Source organism: Marivirga harenae (genome assembly GCF_030534335.1).
In the GTDB taxonomy this organism is placed as follows: Bacteria; Bacteroidota; Bacteroidia; order Cytophagales; family Cyclobacteriaceae; genus Marivirga; species Marivirga harenae.
Map to the genome: position 1 here is coordinate 3252389 of NZ_CP130565.1, position 24483 is coordinate 3276871.

Annotated in this window: 19 protein-coding genes; 10 read left to right on the plus strand and 9 right to left on the minus strand. The window is 34.8% G+C overall.

Going from position 1 to position 24483, the window contains the following annotated elements:
* Window positions 1–64 precede the first annotated feature (64 nt).
* Both Q3Y49_RS13895 and Q3Y49_RS13900 read left to right on the plus strand, forming a co-directional pair.
* Window positions 65–2056: a DUF3858 domain-containing protein gene (locus tag Q3Y49_RS13895; RefSeq protein ID WP_303268977.1), complete on the plus strand. Its 1992-nt coding sequence runs from the start codon at window positions 65–67 to the stop codon at window positions 2054–2056.
* Window positions 2056–3936, plus strand: a complete 1881-nt coding sequence (locus Q3Y49_RS13900; protein ID WP_303268978.1) for a DUF3857 domain-containing protein — start codon at window positions 2056–2058, stop codon at window positions 3934–3936. The genes Q3Y49_RS13895 and Q3Y49_RS13900 overlap by 1 nt, the downstream gene beginning before the upstream one ends.
* 130 nt (window positions 3937–4066) lie before the next feature.
* Here the strand turns inward: Q3Y49_RS13900 and Q3Y49_RS13905 are convergent, their stop codons facing one another.
* On the minus strand, window positions 4067–4840 hold the full coding sequence (locus Q3Y49_RS13905; protein WP_303268979.1) for an SOS response-associated peptidase: 774 nt from the start codon (window positions 4838–4840) through the stop codon (window positions 4067–4069).
* An 84-nt stretch (window positions 4841–4924) separates the two neighbouring features.
* Here Q3Y49_RS13905 and Q3Y49_RS13910 point away from each other — a divergent pair, with 84 nt between their 5' ends.
* Window positions 4925–5860 (plus strand): mechanosensitive ion channel family protein, encoded by a 936-nt coding sequence (locus Q3Y49_RS13910; protein WP_303268980.1) that lies wholly within the window; start codon window positions 4925–4927, stop codon window positions 5858–5860.
* Between the two features lie 149 nt (window positions 5861–6009).
* On the opposite strand, the gene Q3Y49_RS13915 is transcribed toward Q3Y49_RS13910, so the two are convergent.
* Together Q3Y49_RS13915 and paaN are read right to left on the minus strand one after the other, a co-directional pair.
* Entirely contained in the window at window positions 6010–6447 is a 438-nt protein-coding gene (locus Q3Y49_RS13915; protein ID WP_303268982.1) for a response regulator, read from the minus strand.
* A 402-nt stretch (window positions 6448–6849) separates the two neighbouring features.
* Window positions 6850–8511 (minus strand): phenylacetic acid degradation protein PaaN, encoded by a 1662-nt coding sequence (gene paaN, locus Q3Y49_RS13920; protein ID WP_303268984.1) that lies wholly within the window; start codon window positions 8509–8511, stop codon window positions 6850–6852.
* Between the two features lie 124 nt (window positions 8512–8635).
* On the opposite strand from paaN, the gene Q3Y49_RS13925 reads away from it, so the two are divergent.
* From Q3Y49_RS13925 to Q3Y49_RS13945, 5 genes are all read left to right on the plus strand, one after another.
* Window positions 8636–12226: a S8 family serine peptidase gene (locus Q3Y49_RS13925; protein ID WP_303268985.1), complete on the plus strand. Its 3591-nt coding sequence runs from the start codon at window positions 8636–8638 to the stop codon at window positions 12224–12226.
* Window positions 12227–12243: 17 nt separating this feature from the next.
* On the plus strand, window positions 12244–12840 hold the full coding sequence (locus Q3Y49_RS13930) for a T9SS type A sorting domain-containing protein (RefSeq protein ID WP_303268986.1): 597 nt from the start codon (window positions 12244–12246) through the stop codon (window positions 12838–12840).
* Between the two features lie 17 nt (window positions 12841–12857).
* Entirely contained in the window at window positions 12858–14108 is a 1251-nt protein-coding gene (locus tag Q3Y49_RS13935; RefSeq protein WP_303268987.1) for a competence/damage-inducible protein A, read from the plus strand.
* Between the two features lie 166 nt (window positions 14109–14274).
* Complete coding sequence (locus tag Q3Y49_RS13940) at window positions 14275–15615, plus strand: dihydrolipoamide acetyltransferase family protein (protein ID WP_303268988.1); 1341 nt, start codon at window positions 14275–14277, stop codon at window positions 15613–15615.
* A gap of 107 nt (window positions 15616–15722) precedes the next feature.
* Window positions 15723–16427 (plus strand): class I SAM-dependent methyltransferase, encoded by a 705-nt coding sequence (locus Q3Y49_RS13945; RefSeq protein ID WP_303268989.1) that lies wholly within the window; start codon window positions 15723–15725, stop codon window positions 16425–16427.
* 37 nt (window positions 16428–16464) lie between these two features.
* Here Q3Y49_RS13945 and Q3Y49_RS13950 read toward each other — a convergent pair whose 3' ends face one another.
* Genes Q3Y49_RS13950 through Q3Y49_RS13965 form a run of 4 tightly spaced genes read right to left on the minus strand, consistent with a single transcriptional unit; the run spans window position 16465 to window position 18785 of the window.
* On the minus strand, window positions 16465–17418 hold the full coding sequence (locus tag Q3Y49_RS13950; protein WP_303268990.1) for a prolyl oligopeptidase family serine peptidase: 954 nt from the start codon (window positions 17416–17418) through the stop codon (window positions 16465–16467).
* Window positions 17419–17428: 10 nt separating this feature from the next.
* A complete protein-coding gene (locus tag Q3Y49_RS13955; RefSeq protein WP_303268991.1) occupies window positions 17429–17800 on the minus strand; it encodes a hypothetical protein in 372 nt (123 codons plus the stop codon).
* Entirely contained in the window at window positions 17797–18426 is a 630-nt protein-coding gene (locus Q3Y49_RS13960) for a hypothetical protein (protein WP_303268992.1), read from the minus strand. The genes Q3Y49_RS13955 and Q3Y49_RS13960 overlap by 4 nt, the downstream gene beginning before the upstream one ends.
* Window positions 18423–18785: a PadR family transcriptional regulator gene (locus Q3Y49_RS13965; protein ID WP_303272111.1), complete on the minus strand. Its 363-nt coding sequence runs from the start codon at window positions 18783–18785 to the stop codon at window positions 18423–18425. The genes Q3Y49_RS13960 and Q3Y49_RS13965 overlap by 4 nt, the downstream gene beginning before the upstream one ends.
* A gap of 506 nt (window positions 18786–19291) precedes the next feature.
* Between Q3Y49_RS13965 and ppk1 the strand changes: the two genes are divergently transcribed.
* Both ppk1 and Q3Y49_RS13975 read left to right on the plus strand, forming a co-directional pair.
* The gene (gene ppk1, locus Q3Y49_RS13970) at window positions 19292–21409 is read left to right on the plus strand and encodes a polyphosphate kinase 1 (protein ID WP_303268993.1); all 2118 of its coding nucleotides are present in this window, start codon (window positions 19292–19294) and stop codon (window positions 21407–21409) included.
* Window positions 21410–21434: 25 nt separating this feature from the next.
* Window positions 21435–23318 (plus strand): DUF4139 domain-containing protein, encoded by a 1884-nt coding sequence (locus tag Q3Y49_RS13975; RefSeq protein WP_303268994.1) that lies wholly within the window; start codon window positions 21435–21437, stop codon window positions 23316–23318.
* 2 nt (window positions 23319–23320) lie between these two features.
* On the opposite strand, the gene Q3Y49_RS13980 is transcribed toward Q3Y49_RS13975, so the two are convergent.
* Complete coding sequence (locus Q3Y49_RS13980) at window positions 23321–23752, minus strand: hypothetical protein (RefSeq protein WP_303268996.1); 432 nt, start codon at window positions 23750–23752, stop codon at window positions 23321–23323.
* A gap of 132 nt (window positions 23753–23884) precedes the next feature.
* Complete coding sequence (locus Q3Y49_RS13985; RefSeq protein WP_303268997.1) at window positions 23885–24475, minus strand: response regulator; 591 nt, start codon at window positions 24473–24475, stop codon at window positions 23885–23887.
* Window positions 24476–24483 lie beyond the last annotated feature (8 nt).

Below are 24483 nucleotides of genomic sequence, written 5' to 3' on the forward strand. Positions count from 1 at the left end.
TTTCATTATCAATTTTTGATTTTTGAAAAACTCACGTACTTTAGAAGTTTAAAAAAACAATTGTATGCAAAATAATTACGTCTTAGTCCTAGTCCTTCTAGTTTTATTTCCTGTAACTATATTGAGCCAAAAGTATCCTTTTAAAATAGGAAAGGTAGATAAAGCAGACATGGCTATTGATTCTTGCAGTTTTTATCCTGATGCGAAAGCTATGATTATTGCTGAATATGGAGATTTGAAATTTCAATATGATCAAGATGCCGGCTGGCAATATAGAATAGAAGTTGGTGTAAGAAAAAAAATCTTTGATATTACCGAGGCCGATGATGCAGGTAATATTAAAATCAGAGCCTATGAACCAGAAAAAGGAGGATCTAAAGAAGATATTGGAGCAATTAAGGCCTACTCTCATAATTTGGTGGGTGGGAAGATAGAAGAAAGCAAATTAAGCCGAAGGGATATTTATAAAAAGAGAATTAATGAGAACTGGGTAGAGTACAGTTTTGCAATTCCCAACATTAAATCTGGTTCCATTGTCGAATATAGCTATATTAAAACATCTGATTATCTGAATAATTTACATACTTGGCAGTTTCAAGAAGATATTCCAGTAGCTTTCAGTGATTTCAGGTATAGCATTCCGGAATGGTTTAATTATCAAAATTCTCAATTAGGTAATGTAGTATTTGCAGATTCCAAAGTAGAGAATATGAGAAGGGATTATACTATCAGCTGGTCTAACTTGGGAACTGATGGTAAAATAGATAGAGGTAGCGGCAAAATATCCTCGACCGATAGAATTTCTAGGTTGGTAGCAAAAAATATTATGCCACTTGAAGACGAGCCGTTTATGAACAATAAGGGAAGTGTGCCCAGCCGGCTTGAATTCCAATTAGTTTCTACTAATTTTCCCCGTAGCCCGGTAAATGTTGTGGCTGGAAATTATCCTAAATTTAATGCAGAGTTAATCAAAAGTTATTCCTTCGGTGAAAAATTGAAGAAAGGCAGATTTATAAGGGATTTTGAAGTTAGCAGTCAGAGTTCAACCCAGAATGCCATTGAAATATATGACCATTTACAAAATCATTTTGATTGGGATGAAAAAAATGCATTCCTAAGTGGGGATGCAGGCAAAACTGCTTACGACAATAAGAAAGGAAACGTAGCAGATATTAATCTCAGCTTTATTGCAGCACTTCGAGAAAAGGAAATAGAAGCATATCCAATTATTTTGAGTACAAGAGGTCATGGAATTGTGCATCCTGTATACCCGTCATACAGTGATTTTAATTACGTAATTGCTTTTGTGAAAGTAGATGGAAAGGGCTATTTCTGTGACGTTGCTAGTGAATTACCATTTGGCCAGCTACCGTTGAAATGTAGGAACGGTAAAGGTTGGCTGGTATCGGAAGGCGGAGGGAATTGGGTTGAGCTAAAGCAAAACTCGATATACAATCACACAACCATGGTGAAAACTGAAATAACACTTGATTCCATAGTTAGCCATGTGAGTAGGAGAGATGAAGGTTATGCAGCCCTTGAAACGATCAAAAAAATTGACGAAATCACTGTTGATAAATATAAAGAAGATATTATTGCCAGTAGTCAAACTGGACAATTAGCAAATGTAGAAATATCTGAATTAGATCTTACAAGACCTGTAGATATGAAGTACGAAGTTCACAAAACCAATGAAAGCTCGGATATAATTTATGTCGAAATCCCTACTAATGGTACAATCAATGAAAATCCATTTAAAAAGGAAAGTAGGTTTTCACCTATTGATTTTGCCTATCAGCAGAATTATAAATTATATACGATCTTTACTATTCCAGAAGGCTATACTGCGGAATTACCTGAGAGTGCACTAGTCAAGTTGCCGGAAAATGGCGGAAAATTTATCTATCAAATTAGTCAAAAAGGTAATACAATTAATTTAAGAAGTGATATCTCGATTGCTAAAACAGATTTTTCAACGCAGGAATATCCTCAGCTAAAGCAGTTTTATGAAATGATAGAGAAGAAACATTCCGAACTAATTGTTTTAAAGAAATAATGAAGTTTTCAATAATAGTTGCCGTATTACTTATTTCTGTGAGCTTTTCAGCGATGGCAGAATCCGGATCCGGCGTGAAAATAAATTCAACTGTGCTCAAGGACCAAACTGTTTTTGTAATCAAAAGTCAAAAAGAAGCAGTAATTCGAAATGAATATGTAGCTATCATTCGAAATAAATATGCAGGGAGGGCAAAGGAGATTGCTATTTTTTATGATGATTTTACCGAAATTAAAAATGCCGAGGTATCTATTCATAGTTTAGATGGCAAGCAGATTGAAAAAATAAAGCTAAAGGATTTTGAAGATTATGGAGTTGGTTTAAGTAATACTGCATCTGATAGCAGATTGAAATACTTTGAACCTAAACTTAGCAGTTATCCTTATATCCTGAAAGTATCCTATGAATTGCATAAATCAGGTTCATTGCATTACCCCATCTGGCGTCCGCAGCAGGAAGAAAATATGGAAGTGAAAAGTGCTTCTTTTACAGTTGAAGATTATTCGGGCAACGGAATTCAATATAAAATGTATCAATTAGCGGAACCCAAAATAAGCAAAGACGGCAAAGCAAATATTTATAAATGGACAGTAGAAAATTTATCGACTTTTGAATTTGAGTATTATAATTATAGTTTAGAGGATTATACCCCTATACTATATACAGCACCTAAGAATTTTGAAATGGATGGAGTGAAGGGCGATATGTCTTCATGGGAATCCTTCGGTAAATGGATGGCAAAATTAAATGAAGGAAGAGATGATATTTCAAATTTAGATCTATCTGATTTGGATGGCCGAATTAAGAATGCAAACACTGACATGGATAAGATCAGGTTAGTTTATGATTATCTTCAAAATAATACGAGATATGTGAGTATTCAATTAGGAATCGGGGGGTGGCAGCCCTTCGAAGCTTCTTTTGTACATGAAAAGAAATATGGTGACTGTAAAGCATTGTCTAATTATACACAAGCCTTATTGGAGCGATATGAGGTTTACAGTTTTTATACTCTCATAAGAGCTGGAAAATATCAGAATGAAGTAAAGGAGGATTTTCCAAATGCTCATTTTAATCATGCGATTGTGACGGTTCCAATGGAAAAAGACACCATTTTTTTAGAGTGTACTTCTCAAACCAATCCATTTGGTTATACGGGCACTTTTACCAGCAATCGAAATGCGCTAATGATAACTCCCGAAGGAGGTAAATTGATAAGTACTAAGAAGTATTCTCCGGATGTTAATGCTCAGTTTACCTATGTAAAAGTGGATATGACAGATGCTGAGGAAACTTCTATTGCCTTTGAAAGGAATTATAAGGGTATGCAAATTGAAAATCATGATTTTGACCGATTATATTGGAAAGATTCCAATGAATTTAAAAAATGGTTAAGAAAACATCACGAGTGGGGAGGACAAAAGATAGGAAATTCAAACTTGCTTGCATTAACGGATAACCCGATCCCGGAAGCGGGCTACAGGGTAGAATTCACTTCTAATTCTGAGTTTGTAAATATGGGAGATCGAAAGTTTATATCTCCCGGGAGATATTTGGATAGTTATTTACCGAATTTACCAAATAAGGATAGGGAAACAGCTATTAAAGTGACCTATGGTTATACTCAATATGATACTATTCGGTATCAAATGGATCAATTTCATATTTTGGAAAAAGATTTAACAAGGCTGGAATTGAATTCAGAATATGGTGAATATTTCAGGGAATTAAAGAAAGAGGGACAGGAAATAATTTTTGTAAGGAAATTCAAGATGGTGGATGGGGAATATCCCGTTGAGAAGTATGAGGAATTTAAAGACTTTATACAAAAAGTAAGAAGTGCCGATCAGGAGAAGTTCGTTTTGCTGAATAAGACTTAAATCTATTACTTAGCATTGCATTTCTTATTTCTTTCTTAAATGAAAATCTACCCTATATGCTTTGCAACTGTTTTGATGAAAATAGAGTCATAAAACTATAATCTATAAAAGTTAGTTTAATAAGTCATTTTTAAAACAACCCCAGTTGCTCTCCATACTCATGCTTGGCGATAATATCTTTTGTTTGGGTTTTAATTTTCTTTCCTCTTACTGGTTTCACAGACCACGCTTGCATAAGGTTTTCGTCAAAGGGTTGAATCAAAGCTTTTACTTGTTCTTCACTTACTTTATCATTGATATCTGTCAACCATTCAGTTTCTAGCTCTCTGGGGAGAATCAAAGGCATTCGTGGCTCTTTTAATTTTGGGTTATTGTGAATTTTTGCCATCAGAGGATTTGCCTTAGTTGTTACCACACTGATAGTGGAAATTGTATTTCCACTATCAGGATTTTCCCATTCTTCCCAAATTCCAGCTAAACTAATAGGTGAATTATCTTTCAAGCTAATATAGTACGGCAGCTGTTGCTTTTTTTTATGTTGGTGTTCAAAAAATCCGTCAATCATAATTATGCATCTTCTGTCTGTTGATGCTTTTCTAAATGATGGCTTATCAAACATGGTTTCACCACGGGCATTAATGGTTTTATTATGAATTTCATTTGCTTGTTCCCTGTCATTGGCCCAAAAAGGAATTAATCCCCATTCGAACAATGCAAATTGATCTGGGTTGAGATTTGTGATCACTGGCAGTTTAGGATGATCGAAGCCCGTGATGTGAAACATTGGTTTAACTGGGTTTCCGTTTTCGTCAAACAATGATTCCAAGGCGCTCAAATCCTTATCAGGATGCCTTTTCTTATATTTCTGTTTCTTTTGTGTGAAATAAGCAACATCATAGCACATGGGTTAATGATAAGAAAATATTTTGGTTTTGTAGAATTTATTTAGAACTTATCACTTATATCATAAAGATACTAGCCTTCCAAAATGCAAAATAATAAAATAGATTCTGTAAAAACTGAATTAAGTGAACCCTTACAAGTTGTAACATCCAAAATTGATTCGTGGATGGATATATTGGTTGATATGATTCCCAATATGTTATTATCCGTGATTCTTTTAATCCTCTTTTTAGTCATCGCAAAATTTTCACGGAAAGTCTTCATTAAAATATTTCAGAAGTCGTCTGATAATAAGGCTCTTGAAAACCTATTTGCTACTATTATTTATTATGCAATGCTGGGAATAGGCTTGTTCATTATTTTAGATATTTTGAATTTGGACAAGGCCGTGACCTCTCTTTTGGCTGGCGTTGGAGTAGTGGGCTTAGCATTAGGTTTTGCGTTTCAAGATATAGCTGCAAATTTTGTTTCAGGAGTTATTTTAGCCTTTAGGAAGCCTTTTTTAATTGATGATGTCATTCAGCTTGGAGATTTGATGGGGGAGGTAAGTAGAACGAACTTGAGAGTAACTGTTATTCGGACTTTTCAGGGTCAGGAAGTTTATGTTCCTAATAAAGATGTGTTGTCTAATCCTATCACTAATTATTCAGTTTTAAAGCAACGAAGAATTGATTTGGCAGTAGGGGTATCTTATGGAGATAATTTAAAAAAGGTAAAAGATTTAGTTTTAAGCACTTTAGATAATTTGGAAGACGTAATAAGAAAGGACGAGATGATTTTCACTTATGCTGAGTTTGGTAGCAGTTCTATAAATTTTGAAATCAAATTCTGGATAGAGTATCCTATTAACCCAAGTTATTTAGAAATGAGATCAAAAGCCATTATGGCTATCAAGGAAGCATTCGATAAAAATGATATTACCATACCATTTCCCATCAGAACGCTTGATTTCGGTATTAAAGGTGGTGAGAAGCTATCTGAAATGAACATAGGTTCTTCGCGTGGTTTAGGTAGTAAGTAAGTATAAGTTAAGGGGTTTTGGTTTCCATTTACTATTCTGAACTTTACAATCTCGATTCTAATAGAGGTTTAGCTTGCACTTAAAGTCAAATGGTTCTGCTATCTATTGATCTGAGTTAAAGTGTGCGATTTTCAAATAAACAGACTTGATCATTGTGGGGCTTCAGATACAGCACCATTTTTGAATTTAGAATTTCCTTTCCAATTTAGAATAAGTGCTTTTAACAAATCAATCTCAAGAGGCTTTTCAAAAAAATCATCAGCACCATTTTTCATGGCAAATTCCTTATCTAAGCGACTGGTGGATGATGATAAAATTATAACTTTTGTATTTGACAATTTGGGATTACTTTTAACTTCTAGGAGAACTGTAAAACCATTGCTAACAGGTAAATTTATGTCTAGCAGGATTAAGTCGGGTGTTTCTACCGACTGAAACGGAGGTTTTCTATTAAGGTATAAAATTGCCTCTTCTGCAGTGCTCACGGAATCTAATTTGTTTACAAACCAACTATCCTCTAGAGTTTCTTGAGTTATCAGAACATCAATCTCATTGTCTTCTACTTGTAAAATATTAAGTGCTTTCATCAGTTTTTTGTTTAAAGAGTATAGGATTATTGATGTTGCTAGCGATAAAAAAATAGATGAATGATGATGATTACGCAATGATAAAGGGTTATATCGAATTATCTTATATGAAGATGCTCGTTTTCGATGGGTTTGATTTTTAGATTGACGAGATAATTGAGATTTCCGATGAAGCACATGTTTAGTGATGAAATATTTGTTTGCTGGCTGATAAGCCCTATTTTTTTAGGTGAATCACCATATTGAATTTAAGTGTTTACAGTAAAGTGCTTATACCTGATCTACTTAAATATGATTATTTTAATTTCTGCTAAAATTTCATGAGGTGTTTTTTTAGCTTAAGTACAAAAAAAACCCAAGCCATTCAGCTCAGGTTTTACCGTAATGAAAATTTGAATAGACTTATGCAGGTTCTCTAAACCCAACCCAAGTAAATCTTTTGATTAGATATTCCGGATTAGTTAAGGAAGCATTTCCAGCGGGGTTACCACCGGTTACATGGAAATCAGAAAATCCAGCATTTTGATTAACATGAATAGCTCCTGTTAAGTTAAAACTAACAGATGTAGCTGCCATTCCCATTTTATCCATAATCAGGTTTTTGGTATTTTCATCTGTAGTGTAAGCAGCGCACGATATGGCTCCATGGTTTTCTGCTAAACTGGAAGCTAAATCCACTGATTGATTAGTATCCTTTGTTTTAATTAGTAGTACTACTGGGCCAAATAGCTCCTTAGTGAATTTATCTTCATCTGATGCATTCATTTCAACTACAATTGGTGTAGCAGTTCTTGCTTTTTCAAACATTGGATTAGCAATACTTCTACTTTCTAACCATACTTTTCCACCTAATTTTTTAGCTTCTTCAGTGTGACTTAAAGTATTTGGATTTTGAATAGCTCCTAAAACAAATGGGCCTGCCTTCGGATTATCTACGAGTCCGTTGATGCTAGCTACTAATTTTTCAGCAAAATCTTCAAAACTTACTTTCCCATCAGGAGTATTGATACCATCTTCTGGTATAAAGAAGTTTTGTGGACATGTACACATCTGACCAGAATAAAGACAAAGAGAAAATGCTAGATTTTGAGCTACCTTATCTATATTTTCTGCTGAATCCAGTATAACTGAATTGACACCGGTTTTTTCAGTGAAAACAGTTTTTCCGTCCAGACCTTCCAAGTAATTACCAAATGTAGCACTTCCGGTATAGTCAATTAATTTGATGGCTTTATTTTCCGCTAAGTCCTTAGTGATCATTTTATCATAGGTATCAGGGGCTAATTGACAAACATTTGGATCAATCCCGTTTTCCTTTAATACTTTTTGAATTTCAGAAACTACAATTGCCATTGGTAAAATAGCACCCGGATGTGGTTTGACTATACAAGGGTTGCCAGTGATTAAAGACGCATATAAGCCTGGTACTGAATTCCAAGTAGGAAAGGTACTGCAACCTACTACCATGCTGAGTCCTTTTGGCATTGGTTTCCAACTTTTATTTAATTGAACATTAAACTTTCCCATTGGCTTATCCCAAAACTTCTTTTCTGGGAATCTCTTCAATTCATCATAGCCAAAGGCTACAGCTTCCATCGCACGGTCAGCAGCATGCGGACCAGAGGCTTGAAAAGCCATCATATATCCTTGTCCAGTGGTATGCATAGTTGCGTAAGCATTTTCAAAGAAGCGTTCCTTAAATCGATCTAAGCTCTCAACTAAAATCGCTGCCCTGTCATCAATAGAAGTATTTCTCCATTGCGTCCATGCTTTTTTACTTCTGTTTATCAAAGTATCGGCACTGAAAGATGGATACAAAATCCCTAAAGGCTTTTGTAAATATGGAGATTCTTCTTGCCCAATCCAGGCCTCAGGATCAGTTTGCAGTAAGTCTTCAAATTTTTTGTCCAAACTTGCTTTAAATTTATCTTGACCATCTTTATCAGCCGTTTCCCCGTATATCTTGGGAGAAGGATGCTCTGGATATTGAGCATAAAAAGATCGGTCATGAACAGCATCTATAGCCTTTTTTAAAGTGTCTTTGTGCTTTTCGTATAAACTCATGGATAATATTTTTAAATTTGTGTTTAATTCTCGAAGCCTAAATATACATTTAAGATTTGAAGCAAGAAAATGCTTTTCTTCAGACGGAAAAGTTTTTTAGAAAATCAGAACCAAAAATCAGCCTATGAAGTACATTTTATCGCTACTAATGAGTTTTTTCATTTTTCATCAAAGTTTCTCTCAGGAATTTGTGCCTGGGCTTTTGGTAGTGAAATTGAAGGAAGAAGGAGCAATTGCTAGAACTCAGGCATCAAAATTATTAAGCCTTGAAAATTTAAGAAGAGATGAAAAGGTATTAAAAATTACAGGCTTTGATGCTCCAACTACTAGCAGTCAAAGATCTGTAAATACCAGTCGCTTGAATAATTTATACAAGATAGAGATAGGCGAAAATATACCAGAAGAAATATATATCAATTATTTGAAGAGTTTTGACAATATCGAGTATGTTGAGCAATATCCAAATGTAAAACCACTCTACGTACCTAATGACCCAGAGGCGCAATTCGGAAAGCTGCAGTTTCACTTAGATCAAATAAATGTGTACGATGCGTGGAATGTTACTCAAGGTGATGATGAAGTAGTAATTGGAATAATAGATACTGGAACGGACCTGGACCATGAAGATTTGGAAGCTAATTTATTTTTAAATTCAGCAGACCCAATTGACGGGCTAGATAACGATGGTGATGGGTATGTTGATAATTATTTCGGTTGGGATTTCGCAGATAATGATAATGCTCCAGAAGCTGATGGCAGTACTCATGGAACAGGCGTAGCTGGAATCGCTGCAGCCGCTACTGACAATAACACAGGAATTGCAGGAATCGGCTTTAATACAAAGTATATGCCAATCAAGATATTTAAGACGGAGGATAATTTTTCTCGGAATAGTTATGAAGCTATTATCTATGCAGCTGATCAGGGATGTGATATTATTAATCTTTCATGGGGGAATACTGGAAGATATTCTCAATTTGCTCAAGATATCATTAATTACGCTGTTTTAGAAAAAGATGTGGTAGTGGTTGCGGCAGCAGGAAATACTAATGCTGAGCTAGATTTTTTTCCTGCTTCTTACGATAATGTGCTTTCCGTTGGATATGTTAATTCCGATGATAGTCGAAATGCTAATGCAACTTATAGTGACTTTATTGATTTGGTCGCTCCTGGTGTAGGAATCTATACCACAGAAAATAATGATACCTACGATAATGATAGTGGATCTTCCTATGCAGCTCCCATGGTTGCAGGCGCTGCAGCATTGCTAAGAGCAGTATTTCCTGAATGGAGTGCGCAGCAAGTAATGGAGCAATTGAGGGTAAATAGTGATGATATTTATAATGTTGGAAATAATAGCGATTTCCAGTATAAATTTGGAAAAGGACGGTTAAATATATTCAAGTCTTTAGCTGATTTTGATCAACCATCAATTAGGATTAGTGATGTTACTTATACCAATGGTTTAGAGGAAGCGGCTTATTTTGGTGATACTTTAGATATAACATTGGAATTTACCAATTTTTTATCGTCAACGGAGAATGTAGAAGTGTCAATAACTACTTCTAGTCCCTATGTCACTTTATTACAAGACAAATATACCATTACCGAATTGAATACTTCTGAAAAGATTGCAAATCAAGAAAATAGATTTAGGGTTGTGCTTGCAGAAGATTTACCTGAAAATACAGCATTAAATTTTCGGGTTTTATTTAATGGTCAATTTTACGAAGACTATCAATCTTTTCAAATACAAAGCAGTCCTACAATTCGTCTGTTTCAGTTTCAAAAATGGAACTTTGGATTTACCGCAACGGGAAACCTAGGCAGAAGCAAAGAAACCCCGTTTGAAAACTATGCTGTGAGTTATAATGGAAAAAGAATTATTGATCACATGGGACTTATCATTTATGCAGGTGAGGATAGTCTAAGGAGAAATACTCTTTTTAACTCTAATTCATTTCAGTACCTTGATGATTTCGAAAGTTTTCAATCATTAAAGCGCTATGATGATGTGACAGCTGATTTTGATGTTAGAAGCATTTTTACAGAAGATAATGAAAATACTAATCCGTTAGATATTTACATTGAACAAAGACTTTTGGCCTGGAATGATGAAGATGAATTTTTAATTCAACAATATAAATTAGAAAATAGGAGCGGAAGCAACTATGATTCTTTATACTTTGCCTTGTTCAATGACTATGCCATCGGAGAGAAACTAAATAATTCCATAAAATATGATAGCGCATTACAACTATCTTATGCATTTGACGATTCGGAAAACGAGTATGTTGGACTAAGCTTATTGACAGGCCAAGATTCTGTTTTTTACGCTTTTGATTTGGGAAATGAAAACGGTCATGACAGTGATTTACAAAATGATAGTCTTACACAAGATGTTGTGAGAAACGCATTATTGAATTCGTTTTCAAAACAAAGTGCTGGTAGTTTATCAGGTGGGAATAACATTGGTAGTTTGCACGGAATTTGTCTTGCGGGATTCAGTGCTGGTAGCTCCCAAATGGTTTCTTTTGCTATTATGAGAGCGGAGAATTTGAATGCCTTAAAAGCGTTGGTACAAAAAGCAAAAGAAAAGGATTCATTAAGCTACACATTACCTCCTTTTGGTCAACAGATACTCATATGTGAAGATGATAGTCCTATTTTAAGTGCAGCTGAGAATAAGGAATATGATGTTTATGCTTCTGCCACTATTGACACCGTACTTTATTCAGGAACTGAATTTGAAATAGGCTCCATATCAAATGATACTACTTTTTTTGTAGTAGAGAGAGACTCCATGGGAATTCCGAGTACAAGAAAACGGATAGTTGTATCCATCAACAGACCTTCGGCTTCTTTTTCTTTACCAAGCGAACCGATATTGATGGAGGCTGAAGAAACTAATAGCTTTAAATTTACCGATCAAAGTGAAGATGCCATTAACTGGCAATGGAGCTTTAGTAATGGTTTCAGTTCTAGCAAGCAAAATCCGAATATAGTGTTTGATTCCGTAGGGATGTATACAGCGGAATTAATCATTACTAATAGTATTGGTTGTAAGGATACATTAATGAAATCTTTTGAAGTTTTTCAAAGGGCATTAAAGCCACAGATTAGCAATTTAGATATATGTATGAACGATGATCTTACAGTTCATGACCCAAATATTGATGAAATAACGGTTTATACTGATAGCCTCTTGCAAAATCAAATCTATAAAGGACCCGAATTGGTGCTTGAGAATATTGTAAATGACCAGATTTTATATTTACGTAATGAGCTAGGTGACTATCCTTCAAAGGTAGTGAAGCTTGAGGTATCAGTAATTTCCATCAATGCGCAAATGGAAGTTAGCTTAGATATGTCTTCAGAAAATGAAAAGCTGCTTGGAATTGCTAAAAGTAACAGTGAATTAGCAGATCAGTTGGTTTGGATGATAAATGAAGATACTTTGGGTACAAACAGTGAAATATATTTTGATTTGCTTAAGTTAAAAGAGGGTCCGTTAAAGTTATTTGCAATTTCTGAATCTATGTGTGTAGATTCTGTTTCATTTCAAACTTCGGCTAGTTCAAATCCTGAATTTGAAAACTACTTTTTATGCCAAAGTGAAAGCGTGATTTTATCCGCCTTAAATACTGACGAAGTTTATTATTTTGAAGATGAGGCAATGTCTAATTTTATTGGCAAGGGCCAGAAGTCAATTTAGAGTCCGTAAATGAAAATATGACTGTGTTTGCAATTAATGTTAAAAATATCCATCCTTCTGAAATGGTTGAGGTCCCTATTTTCGTTAGCGAATTAACCGCTGAATTCAATTTATCAAGTGATACTATCAATTTGGCTTTTGAAAATGAGATTGAATTAGAAGCTCTGTCAGAATCTGCGGCATCGTGGAATTGGAAAATAGACAATCAGTTGGTCAGTCAGAGTTCGGAAGTTAGCCATCAATTCTCAGCTGCAGGTGTCTTCGATATTCAATTATCGGTAACCGATACATTAGGATGTGAACAATCTAACAAAAAGCAGCTAGTGGTTTTCAATGATCCGTTACTAGGAAATAAAAATGAGTTGAAGTCATACTTTTCAATTTACCCCAATCCAGCCGACAAATTGGTTCACTTAAGTGGAAAAGATCAATTCAAATTTGATTCGTATAGTGTAGTCGATGCCAAAGGAAAAGAAGTGATGAGGTCAAAAAATGAGTTACCACTTCTACAAACTGAAATAATTGATGTGTCGGAATTAAAACAAGGCCCCTATTATTTGATTATTAGAAGAGGTAAACAAGAAGCCTCGTTTTTATTTGTTATAAATCGTTAAATAGGATATTGTAATTTATGAAAGATATATACGCTGAACTTATTTCTATAGGAGATGAAATACTCTACGGTCAAACCTTAGATACTAACTCCCATTATATTAGTGCTGAATTAGATAAGTTGGGAATTCGAGTTCATAGAAAAGTAACTGTAGCTGACAGCAGGGAAGCCATCATGAAAGCATTTAAAGAAGCTGAAGTAAATGCTGACATTATTATTATTACGGGTGGGCTAGGTCCTACAAAAGACGATTTAACAAAACCACTTTTAGCCGAGTATTTTGATTCTGGAATGAAGCTTCATGAAGACATTTTAGAAGACTTAAGGGAGCGATTTGTTAAAAGGGGCAGAGAACTCAATGAATTAAATAAAGGACAAGCAGAATTACCTGAAAAATGTAAACCGATTGAAAATAAGTATGGCACTGCTCCAGGGATGTGGTTTGAAAAAGATGGTAAGGTATTTATATCTATGCCTGGTGTCCCAAGTGAAATGAAGTATATGATGGAGGATACTATCTTGCCACGGTTCAAGGATATGTATCAGACACCTGTTTTAATTCATAAAATGGTAAAGACGGTTGGTATCCCTGAAAGCATATTAGCGGAGAAATTGGAGGATTGGGAGAATAATCTTCCTAAAGAAATAAAATTGGCGTATCTGCCTGGTTTAAAACAGGTCAAGATGCGATTAACTGCTTCAGGTCAAGATGAGCAGCATCTGCAAGATCTCATTGAAGAAGAAGTCAATAAATTATATCAATTGGTAGGTAAATATATTTACGGAACCGATGACAGTAATTTAGCGGGTAAAGTTGGAGAATTATTATTACAGCAAAATAAGACTATTGCGGTAGCAGAAAGTTGTACCGGTGGGCAGATTGCGCACTTGATAACAGCTAATGCTGGAAGTTCCACTTATTACAGAGGAGGTATAAATCCGTATCATAATGATTTGAAGATTAATGTCCTAGGCATTAAAACAGAAACTATTGAGAAGCATGGTGCAGTAAGCGAACAAACCGTGATAGAAATGGCGGAAAGAGTACGTGAAATTTTTGGTGCCGATATAGGGATTTCAACCAGTGGAGTTGCAGGGCCAGGAGGGGGCTCAGAAGAGAAACCAGTAGGTACTGTATGGGTTGCTTTGGCAGATGGACAGAATACCCAAACTAAATTGTATCATTTTCAGTTTGATAGAGCAGGTAATATAGAGATGACTTCTAATTCATTATTAAATTTGGTTCGACAAACTTTAAGCTTAAAATAATTGAGAAAAAGTTTATAAATGTTAATTTTGTACAAATTTGATTTGGTTAAACTATGGAAATTGAACCAACTAAATAAAAAACGTCATATAATGGAAGGAAATCGTTCCTTCTAAAAATCAGTGATATTAAAAAAGTTTTTGATTTCAATAAACGACTAATTATTTCATGGCAACTGTAGAAATGGTAATGCCCAAGATGGGTGAAAGTATAATGGAAGCAACAGTGCTTACCTGGTTGAAAAAAGAGGGTGAGACTATTGAAGAAGATGAATCAGTATTAGAAGTGGCTACTGATAAGGTAGATACTGAAGTTCCTGCCCTAGAAGCAGGTGTTCTTAAACAAATACTAGTTCAAGAAGGAGATGTTGTGGGAGTAGGTAAACCAATAGCGATCATCGAAACTGAAGGTGGAGGTGCTTCCGATAAAGATGTTTCTGGAGTAGATTCAGCAAATCTTGAAAGCCCGGCTCCTGCTACTGCAACTGCCGACACTAGTCTTTCTTCATCTTCGGGCAATAATGGACATGATATTGCAGCTCGATCAGAGTCAGGTAGATTCTATTCTCCTTTGGTAAGGAATATTGCCAAAGAAGAAAATATTGAAATGGCTGAACTGGAGTCTATTTCCGGAACTGGAAAAGATGGTAGAGTGACTAAAAAAGACATTTTGTCTTATTTAGAAAATCGAGAAGAGGCTCCTGCAAAAGCAGCAAGTCAACCAAGCCCTGCACCAGCAGCTTCAAGTGCGCAGCCTGCTGCACAACCTGCTCCTAAAGGGGTTCCAGTTAGTATTTCTAGCGATGATGAAATCATCGAAATGGACAGAATGCGTAAGATGATTGCCGGTAGAATGGTGGATTCTAAGCGTATTTCTCCACATGTGACATCATTTGTTGAAGCAGATATGACTAGCGTTGTGCAATGGAGAAATAAACATAAGAATTCATTCAAAGAGCAGGAAAATGGGAACTTGACTTTCACTCCAATTTTTATTGAAGCAGTCGTAAAGGCGATAAAAGACTATCCAATGATCAATGTTCAGGTTGATGGAGATAGAATAATCAAAAAGAAGCATATCAATATTGGAATGGCAGTAGCGCTTCCAAGTGGTAATTTGATTGTTCCGGTGATTAAAGATGCGGATCAATTGAACATTAGAGGTTTGGCTAATAAAGTCAATGATTTAGCTAGAAGGGCCCGTGATGGCAAATTGAAAGCTGAAGAATTGGAAGGTGGAACATTTACCATCTCCAATGTTGGTTCTTTCGGAAACGTGATGGGTACGCCAATCATCATGCAGCCACAAGTGGGTATCTTAGCTTTAGGTGCAATTGTTAAAAAGCCTGCTGTTCTGGAAACACCTGAGGGAGATGTGATAGCAATTAGACATAAAATGTTCTTATCGCATTCCTATGACCACCGTGTAGTGGACGGTTCTCTTGGCGGAATGGTAGTGAGAAGAGTAGCTGACTATCTTGAAAAGTGGGATGCCAAAAAAGATTTATAGAATTTAAAAGTTATTAAAGGAAAAAAGGGACTATGTACGGTCCTTTTTTTGTGCCATAACATTTTTGAATGAAAGGTAGTTTTTAAATAAACATAAATATTCTGTCTATGAAAAGCCTGTCTCTGTTTCTCTTGCTATTAACATTTACAATTAGTTGTCATGCTCAAAGTGATCGAGATCGTAAAAACTATACTTTTAAATCTGGTGATCGATTTGGGACTGGAAAATGGTATATGGGCAGGGAAATAGCTCATGTGATGGGTTATCAAGGGATAAACTGGTTGGAGCGAGATGAAAGAGAGAAAGAGGAAAATACAAGCAGACTTCTAAAGAACATGGACATTCAAGAGCAAGAAGTCATTGCTGATATTGGTGCGGGATCGGGTTATCATGTTTTCAAAATGGCTCCTGTAGCGAAAACAATATATGCAGTTGATATTCAGCCAGAAATGTTAGCGGCAATCAATGAGAAGAAGGAAGAAATGGGAATAGACAATATTGAATTAATAAAGGGAACAGAAAAGAGTGTTAATCTGCCTAGCAATACTGTTGACAAAGTTTTAATGGTAGATGTCTATCATGAATTTAGTTTCCCGATCGAGATGATAGCTTCCATTAAGAAATCATTAAAACCAAAAGGCAAAATATACCTTATAGAATATAGGTCGGAAGATGATAGCGTACCAATTAAGCGACTACATAAAATGAGCGAAAAACAAGCGGTGAAGGAATTTAAGGCAGCCGGATTTATATTAAAGAAAAACATTGATAATCTCCCGTGGCAGCATTGTATGGTTTTTATTCGGCAATAATCTTCATCGTGAATTGTAATCAATATTTCGATCGGTTTTACATTTCTGAAGCCTCAACGAAAATTTTCTTAATTTTGTCTATTACTTCAGCACGGTTTTTTTCTAAACCATGACTATCATTTTCAAATAGATGAAGACTTACCTTTTTACCTTGCTTTTGCAAACTATCAGCTAATGCAAGAGCTTGAGAATAATGAACATGTTCGTCAGTTTTACTATGAAAAATAAGGAAAGGGATATCGGGTAATTTATCTACCCAGTAATTTGCCGACCTTGATTGTAGAGCCGCCTTTGGTTTATACTTATAGTTGGGAATTAATTCCTGATATACTGCTTCCATTTGAACATGATGTTTGAGTGTTATTTCTAAATCAGATATTCCTCCTATTGTGGCAACAGATTTTATTTTATCACCTTTATAATTTTTAAGGGTTAGATAATTCATCATTCCGCCTCTGCTTATTCCTAATAAATTAATGTGATTTGTATCTGCCTTTTCAATTTGACTCAAATGAGAAATTAGGTTTGTGTTGTCTCTAACATCAATACCTCCAAATTCCTCTTTACCTTCACCACCGCTATTACCTCTGTAATTTGATGCCACAACCACAAATCCTTCAGATGCAAAGGGAGCCATTATTTCAATTGCTGTTGCAATTAAGAGTCTACCTAATTCTTGATTACCACCTCTATTAAATATAATGACAGGATATTTGCCAGGTTTTTTAGGTTGAACCATAAAACCAGAAATCATTAAACTATCACTATTGTACGCCATAGAAAAAATTTGCACATCATTTAGGTAATTAAATAATTCGGGATGATGTTCAATCTTTTTAGCAATAGGGGCACTCAAATAATCCACTGGTTTCAGTAGGATATTATTTCCGTTAAAATTGCCAAACCGGCTTCTAATGTCAAGCTCTTCTTCTCTGCTATTGCAACCTAGCAAAATTGCAACAAGCAGAATCGAATAAAAAATGTCCCTCATATCTTAAATGTTATACCTCCTTCAAGGATTGCTTATACATATTGTAAAACAGTAGAGGGAGAAAGGCAAAAGCTAAGAATACAAAAGTCATAACCATTACGATATTCGCATAAAAATCGCTGCTAAACCTAAGCCATGTAGAAATTACAAAAAATATCACAGCAGCTAGACCAAATATCCACTGCATTAAGAATCTTTTCTCGGTCAATTTTCCTTCTTTCCATTTATAGAAAAATAAAAGTGGGAAACATATCAAACCCGCACTGGTACCTCCCAAGTAAAGCATAATGAAAGAGTAGGGGAGTTGTAAAATTTTAAAAAGGAAACCTACAACAAATATAAAACTAAAGAACCAAGCGAAAATATAAACTATCTTTTTCATGCTTCCTTGTGATTAATAGCTTCTACTTGACTTGATTTATACATTCTAAAGAATAGGAATGGGAGGAATAGTAAGCCAAAAGACAGCATTCCTAGCCCGAAGATAACTGCAGCTCCTTGTAAATGTAAAATCTTAAAGGTTCCTCCAACAAAAAGTAACATCAAGCTTAGGGTGCCAAAAATCCATTTAAGCTTTTCTGACATTACTTTAAGTACCTTGTCTTTAAACTTGTTAATAAGTATCAGAGGAAGGAAAATGAAGGAAAGTCCCATCAATCCTGAAAAAAGCAGGACGGTTGCTCCTGGCAGGTGCAAAATTTTGAAAAATGCACCAAATGTGATCGAAAGGGCGAAGAGGTAGCCCATGATATACGTGATTTGTTTCATAAGAATTATTTTTTTGTGGTTTAGTAAATAAATAGTTTCGTTTTGTATTTCTTCAAAACCATTTGGAGTGGTTTGTTCAAAGGCCTTTAAATACGCATCATCAAAAGCTTCCCCTTTTTGCATTTCAATTTCTATCAGACAACAAAAATGATCAATAAGGTCCTCTTGCACCTCAGGAGATGAAATGCCACTTTTCTTTATTTTTTGGCTGATAAAGTCAAATTGCTGATCGGTTATCATAGGGCAGGAGAAATTTGGTTACTTGGAAATACAATCTTATTCAGTGTTTGCATGAAGTCTTCCAGTTCTTTTACCACTTCCTTTTTCTCTGTTTTTCCCTTGGTGGTTAGCGTGTAATATTTTCTGACTCTTTTTCCAATCTTCACTTCCTCTGTAGTAAGAATACCATCTTTTAGTAATTTATGTAGAGTAGGATAGAGACTACCATCTTTGATTAGGATTTTCCCATCAGAGATTTCTTTCACTTTTTGGCATATTTCATAGCCATACATTTTCCCGTTGTCCTCAAGGAGTTTTAAAATGATTACTCCTAATGTGCCTTTTAATAGTTCTTTTGAATACATAGAACAAATATACATCATAATACGATGTATCAAAATAAAATGATCATAAATTTTAATAGATGACCTTTAAGAATGACTACGAAGTATTATCAAGTATCTTATGAATTTTAGTAAAATGGTATAGATTCGATTGAAAAAATCACCAACCATCAATGATGAAAAAATATTTAAAATTAATAGTACGGATCGTTCTAGGTTTGTTGATTGCTGAATTCAGCTTTGATTTTATTTCAGGAATGCTATTTCCTTATGTATCGAATGAATAAATATTCTTTAAAGTTCCAGCTTTCTCATTTCAAAATTCTACTACATATTATAAAATTCATTTGCTAAAAATCAATGGTCGCTTTATTTTGAACTTGGAAGATTTACAATAGATTAATACAAATAAGGCTTACAATTAGACGCATTTTATTTAATTTGTTGTTTAAGATTTAGTTCCTGTCTCGAACTAGATTTTTCTTCTTTAATGAATAAATAAGCCAAAAGCTTTCTTAAATTTAGCAATTGAATCATTACCCATGGCAGTAGATAGAATAACATCATTAATAAATAAAAGTAATTTAGTCAGTAGAGATTTAAGCTGGCTACAGTTCAACTATAGGGTCTTGGATCTGGCTCGAAAGCCGAATCGTACCATTTTCGAAAGGCTTAAGTTTCTAGCAATTACCGCTTCCAATCTTGATGAGTTTTTTATGATTAGAGTTGGCTCTCTTTATAATTATATTGATTATGGAAGAGAGAGAATAGATTATTCCGGTTTGAGAGAATTACCTTTCCGGAAGAAGCTTTTGACTGAATGTCAAAATTTTGTAAAATCTCAAAACAAACTGTTTGAAGATGAGCTGGAACCGATTTTTGAGGAGAATAACTTTAAGATTGCTGAACTTGCTGATTTAAGCCCAAGCGAGCTCAAAAAAGCCAACAGCTTCTTTGATAAAATCATATTTCCAATGCTAACGCCAATGGTTTATGATAATTATCACACTTTTCCTATCCTGATGAATAAACTACTAATTTTCTCAGTGGTTACACGTTCCTTTGGAGAAAAAAAGGATAATAAAAAGCTTTCTTTTATTCAAATCCCGCAAAATATTCAGAGATTTTATGAAGTAGAGCGGGATGATAAAATGTTTTTTATTCCTATTGAAGAATTGGTAAAAGCTAACATTGAGAAGTTGTTCAGGAATATAGAAATCCTGTCAGTTAATTTATTTCGAATTACCAGAAATGGAGATTTCACTTTAGAAGAAAGTGATGATATTGAAGCCAATTTCCTAGAAGAGATGCGTAAAAAGCTTAAAACTCGAAAAACGGGTAGGGTAGTACGCATCGAAATTGATAAGGATTATGATAAATGGATGATGAAAATCCTCTGTGATCGATGGGAAATCGACAAAGACAATATCTTCAAATTCAAGAAAGGGGACTTAGTGGATTACAGTGCTTTATGGCAGATTATTAAACATACAGAGTTCAAGGATAAAATTCCTGCTGCTTTTGATCCTGTACCGCCATTGGCATTTCCGGAGCATAAATCCGATTCTGACAATATTTTTGAAATTTTGAAAGATCGAGATATCCTATTGCATCACCCGTATAATAATATTGAGCCGGTAATTGATATGCTGGAGAAAGCAGCAGAAGACCCAAAAGTGCTATCAATTAAGCTCACTATTTACAGACTGGCAGAGGATTCGAGAATTACAAACGCATTGTTAAAAGCTGCTGAAAATGGAATACATGTTTCAGTTCTTTTTGAGGTAAAGGCACGTTTCGATGAAGAAAACAATATTCGAGAAGCTAAAAGACTACAGAAAGCAGGTTGTTTTGTAATCTATGGTATCAGTCGTTATAAAACACATACTAAGCTTTTGATGATTGTCCGAAAGGAGAAGGAAAAAGTAACTCGATATTTACATATGGCCAGTGGAAATTACAATGAAGAAACGGCTAGATTATATACAGATATTGGTTTAATGACTACTGATGAAATCTATGCCCAAGATATATCCGAGTTTTTTAATGTAATCACAGGCCATAGCCTGCCTCACGAGTATGAAAGATTAATTACAGCACCAAAGGATATGCGAACGCGCTTGATTAATTTGATACAGCAAGAAGCTGAAGATGCAAAAGCGGGACTGCCATCTGGGATTTGTATCAAGATCAACTCTTTGGAGGATAAAGAAACCATTGAGGAGTTATATGCTGCCTCTCAAGCTGGGGTAAGGATCAAGTTAATTGTTAGAGGGATTTGCTGTTTGAGACCAGGAAGAAAAGGTTTAAGCGAAAATATTACGGTTCGATCCATAGTGGGAAATTTTCTGGAACATTCGCGTATCTATTACTTCCATAATAATGGCGAGCCTAAAGTCTATGGTGGAAGTGCTGATATGATGGTTCGCTCCTTTGAAAGAAGATTAGAGTCATTGTTTTTGATTGTCGATGAAACTCTGAAGAAGCAGGTGATGAACATCCTGAGGTTTAATTTAATGGATAATATTAACTCTTACGAAATGAATGAAGATAGTTATTATAAAGAGGTAGAACGCAATGGAGAACCTGCTTTTAATATCCATCAAGAGTTTTTTAATGTGACTCCTGAGTTGATTGAGGACGTGAAATTGTTTGAGTGATCCTAAAAAGTTTAGCTTTAATTTTATGAAACAGTTATTTCAATTAATATTTCTTATAGCAATCTCCTTTAATGTATTTGCTCAAAGTGAAAACATAAAGAAAACTTTAATGACAGACTCTAGAGAGGTGACTGTTTATTTAGAAGGAGCCCAAATTTTTAGAGTAGGAGAGAGCAATCTTAAAAAAGGTAGTCATACACTAATAATAAAATCACTTTCAGCCCTTTTAGACCCTAATAGCATAAATGTAAAAGGGATAGGTGATATTAAAATACTCTCTGTTCAACATCAATTCGATTTTTTGGAGAAGGAAATTAATACTAAGTCTGTTGATAGTCTCCATAAAATAATTGAAAACATAGATTCTGAAATAAGAAGTAAGAATAATAGAATGAATGTTTTGATTCAAAAGGAAAGCCTAATTTCAGCTAATAAAAATCTTGGTAATGAAAATATCACTTCTACTCAATTGCTTCAGATGCTCAGCCTGTATGAAAATGAATTAACAGCAATAAAAGTAGAACAGTCTAATATCAGCTTAGAGATTAGTGATTTAAAATCGCGATTATCGAAATTAAACAATCAATTGCATGCAATTGAAGGTGCTAAAACTGAAACAAAGAGTAATATTCTCATAAAACTGGAGGCGAATCAAACTACAATAGCTTCTTTTGAAATTAGTTACTTTGTCGGAGGTGCAGGTTGGTATCCAAAGTATAGACTTAATGTCACAGATATCACCAAGCCCATTGATTTGGAATACCAGGCAGAGGTTTTTCAGCAAACCGGGGAGGATTGGAATGATGTTAAATTACGATTTTCAAATGCTGAACCAAATCAAAATAAGGAAGCCCCTGAATTGGAAACTTGGTATTTGGATTATGCCCGTTTTACGAGTTTCGAAGAAAATGATCCTGCAAATCTTAGGGTAAGCAATGCTGTAAAAGGGAAAGTAACGGACGGAGAAACTGGGGAACCCTTACCAGGTGTGAATGTATTGGTCAAAGGTACTGCCATTGGTACCACTACTGATTTACAGGGAAATTATTCTATAACGATGCCAAGGGGTGCAGACCAATTACGATTCGCTTATATAGGAATGAAATCCAAAACGCTCAATGTGAATTCATCAAGATTAAATGTGAGTTTAAGCCCAGATGTACAACAGCTTTCAGAAGTTGTTGTAACGGGCTATGCAGCAGGAATAGAACGATCCCCAAACCGAGTAAAAATAAGAGGTACTGCTTCAATTACAAATGACAAGAGAGCAGAAAAAACTAAATCTACCACGATCAAAAGACAAACCAATATAGAATTTGAAGTGGATGAACGTTATACTATTAAATCGGGAAGCCCTCAAACTTATATAGATTTGAAAGAATATGAGATGAATGCGGACTATCATTATGTAGCCATTCCAAAGCTTGATAAGAATGCCTATTTGGTGGCGGGAATTGCTAATTGGGATCAATACAATTTAATGGAAGGAGAGGCTAAATTATTCTTTGAAGGCTCATTTGTCGGCACAAGTATTCTTAATGCCAATGCCACCATAGACACATTAAAAATTTCCTTGGGCAATGATAAAGGGATAATCATTGAGAGGGAAAAAATAGATGACTTTAATCAGCGAAGTTTTATTGGACTCAATAAGAATAAAAAGTTGGGTTATGAGATTATGATTAGGAATTCAAAACCTCAAAAAATTGATTTGATTTTATATGATCAGGTACCAGTTTCGCTAAGAGATGATATTGAAGTTACGGTTGAAAAATGGAGTCAAGCCCAACACAACAAAAAGACGGGGGAACTAAGATGGGATTTAAGTATCGAGGATGGTAAATCAATAAGCAAGGAATTTGTTTACGAGGTAAAATACCCAAAAGATGAAGAGGTTATTTTGGAATAGGCTTATTTGTAGTCATCTAGAAACCATTTCAAAGCCTTTTTATTGTCTTTAAATACTTTGGTGATAAACGGAGCGCTATCTTCATTAGAGTGATATTCATCCACTTTATTGGAAGCAATTTGCGTGATCGGTGATAAAACAGCTTGATGAGTAAAACCGAGTTGTTCGTATTGTGGATTCACATCTGTTTCTAACCAGGTGATTTCTTCTTGCCTAATCATTTCTAATTCTGTCACATCTGCCAATAAAAGGAATTTTTCCTGACCTGTAATTTTATGCTTCGGGATCTCTTTTTTATATAAATTCAATGATGTGTCAATAAGAGCTCGAAATACCACTGGATTCAAAATACCTCTCCAAACTTCCTTGATATATGGAATATTATTAATCTCTTCAACAGTGATTCTTAATTTTGGGTCAGTGTATAATCTCATTCTCACATGATTTAATACTATGCTTAAAGCAATAAGTTAAAGAAAAAATTTTAGGAATGGTACTATTCAATTATTTCTTTACTTTTTTTTCGATAAATGCGTAGTAAATCTAAATACTTAAGCCATGTTTAGTTACCTATAATACTGGTGGATTAATTCGCTAGAACTTTTACAGCCAGACTTTTTTAGGATGTTGCTTCTGTGCTTAGATACCGTTTGCGGACTGATAAATAGGATTTCAGCTATATCAGAACTGGTTTTTCCTGCGGCCAATAATTTGATGATCTCTACTTCTCTTGAGGTGAAATTTGATAAGAAATCGTCATTAACAAGGACGGTTTCATTTTGATAAAATTTATTCAAGGCTAATTTAATGGCTACATCTAAATTTCTTTCATTATATGGTTTGACTAAATATCCAAAAGTAGATTCATCGGAGGTTCTAGAAATTAATTCATGATCGGAATAGGCAGAAAGATAAATTATGGGGATCTTTCTTATTTTATTAAGTTCATATGCCGTCTCGATACCGTCCTTATCACCTTCAATATTTATATCGCAGAGTACTAAATGTACAGTATTGGTATTGAATAAAAACATGGCTCTTTCATAGTTTTTGGCTATTCCTACACATCTAAATCCTAAATCTTCTAACAAGAAAGATAGATCCTGCGCTATCAATAATTCATCTTCTATTATCAAAATGTTTCTATATCCATCCATGATATCAT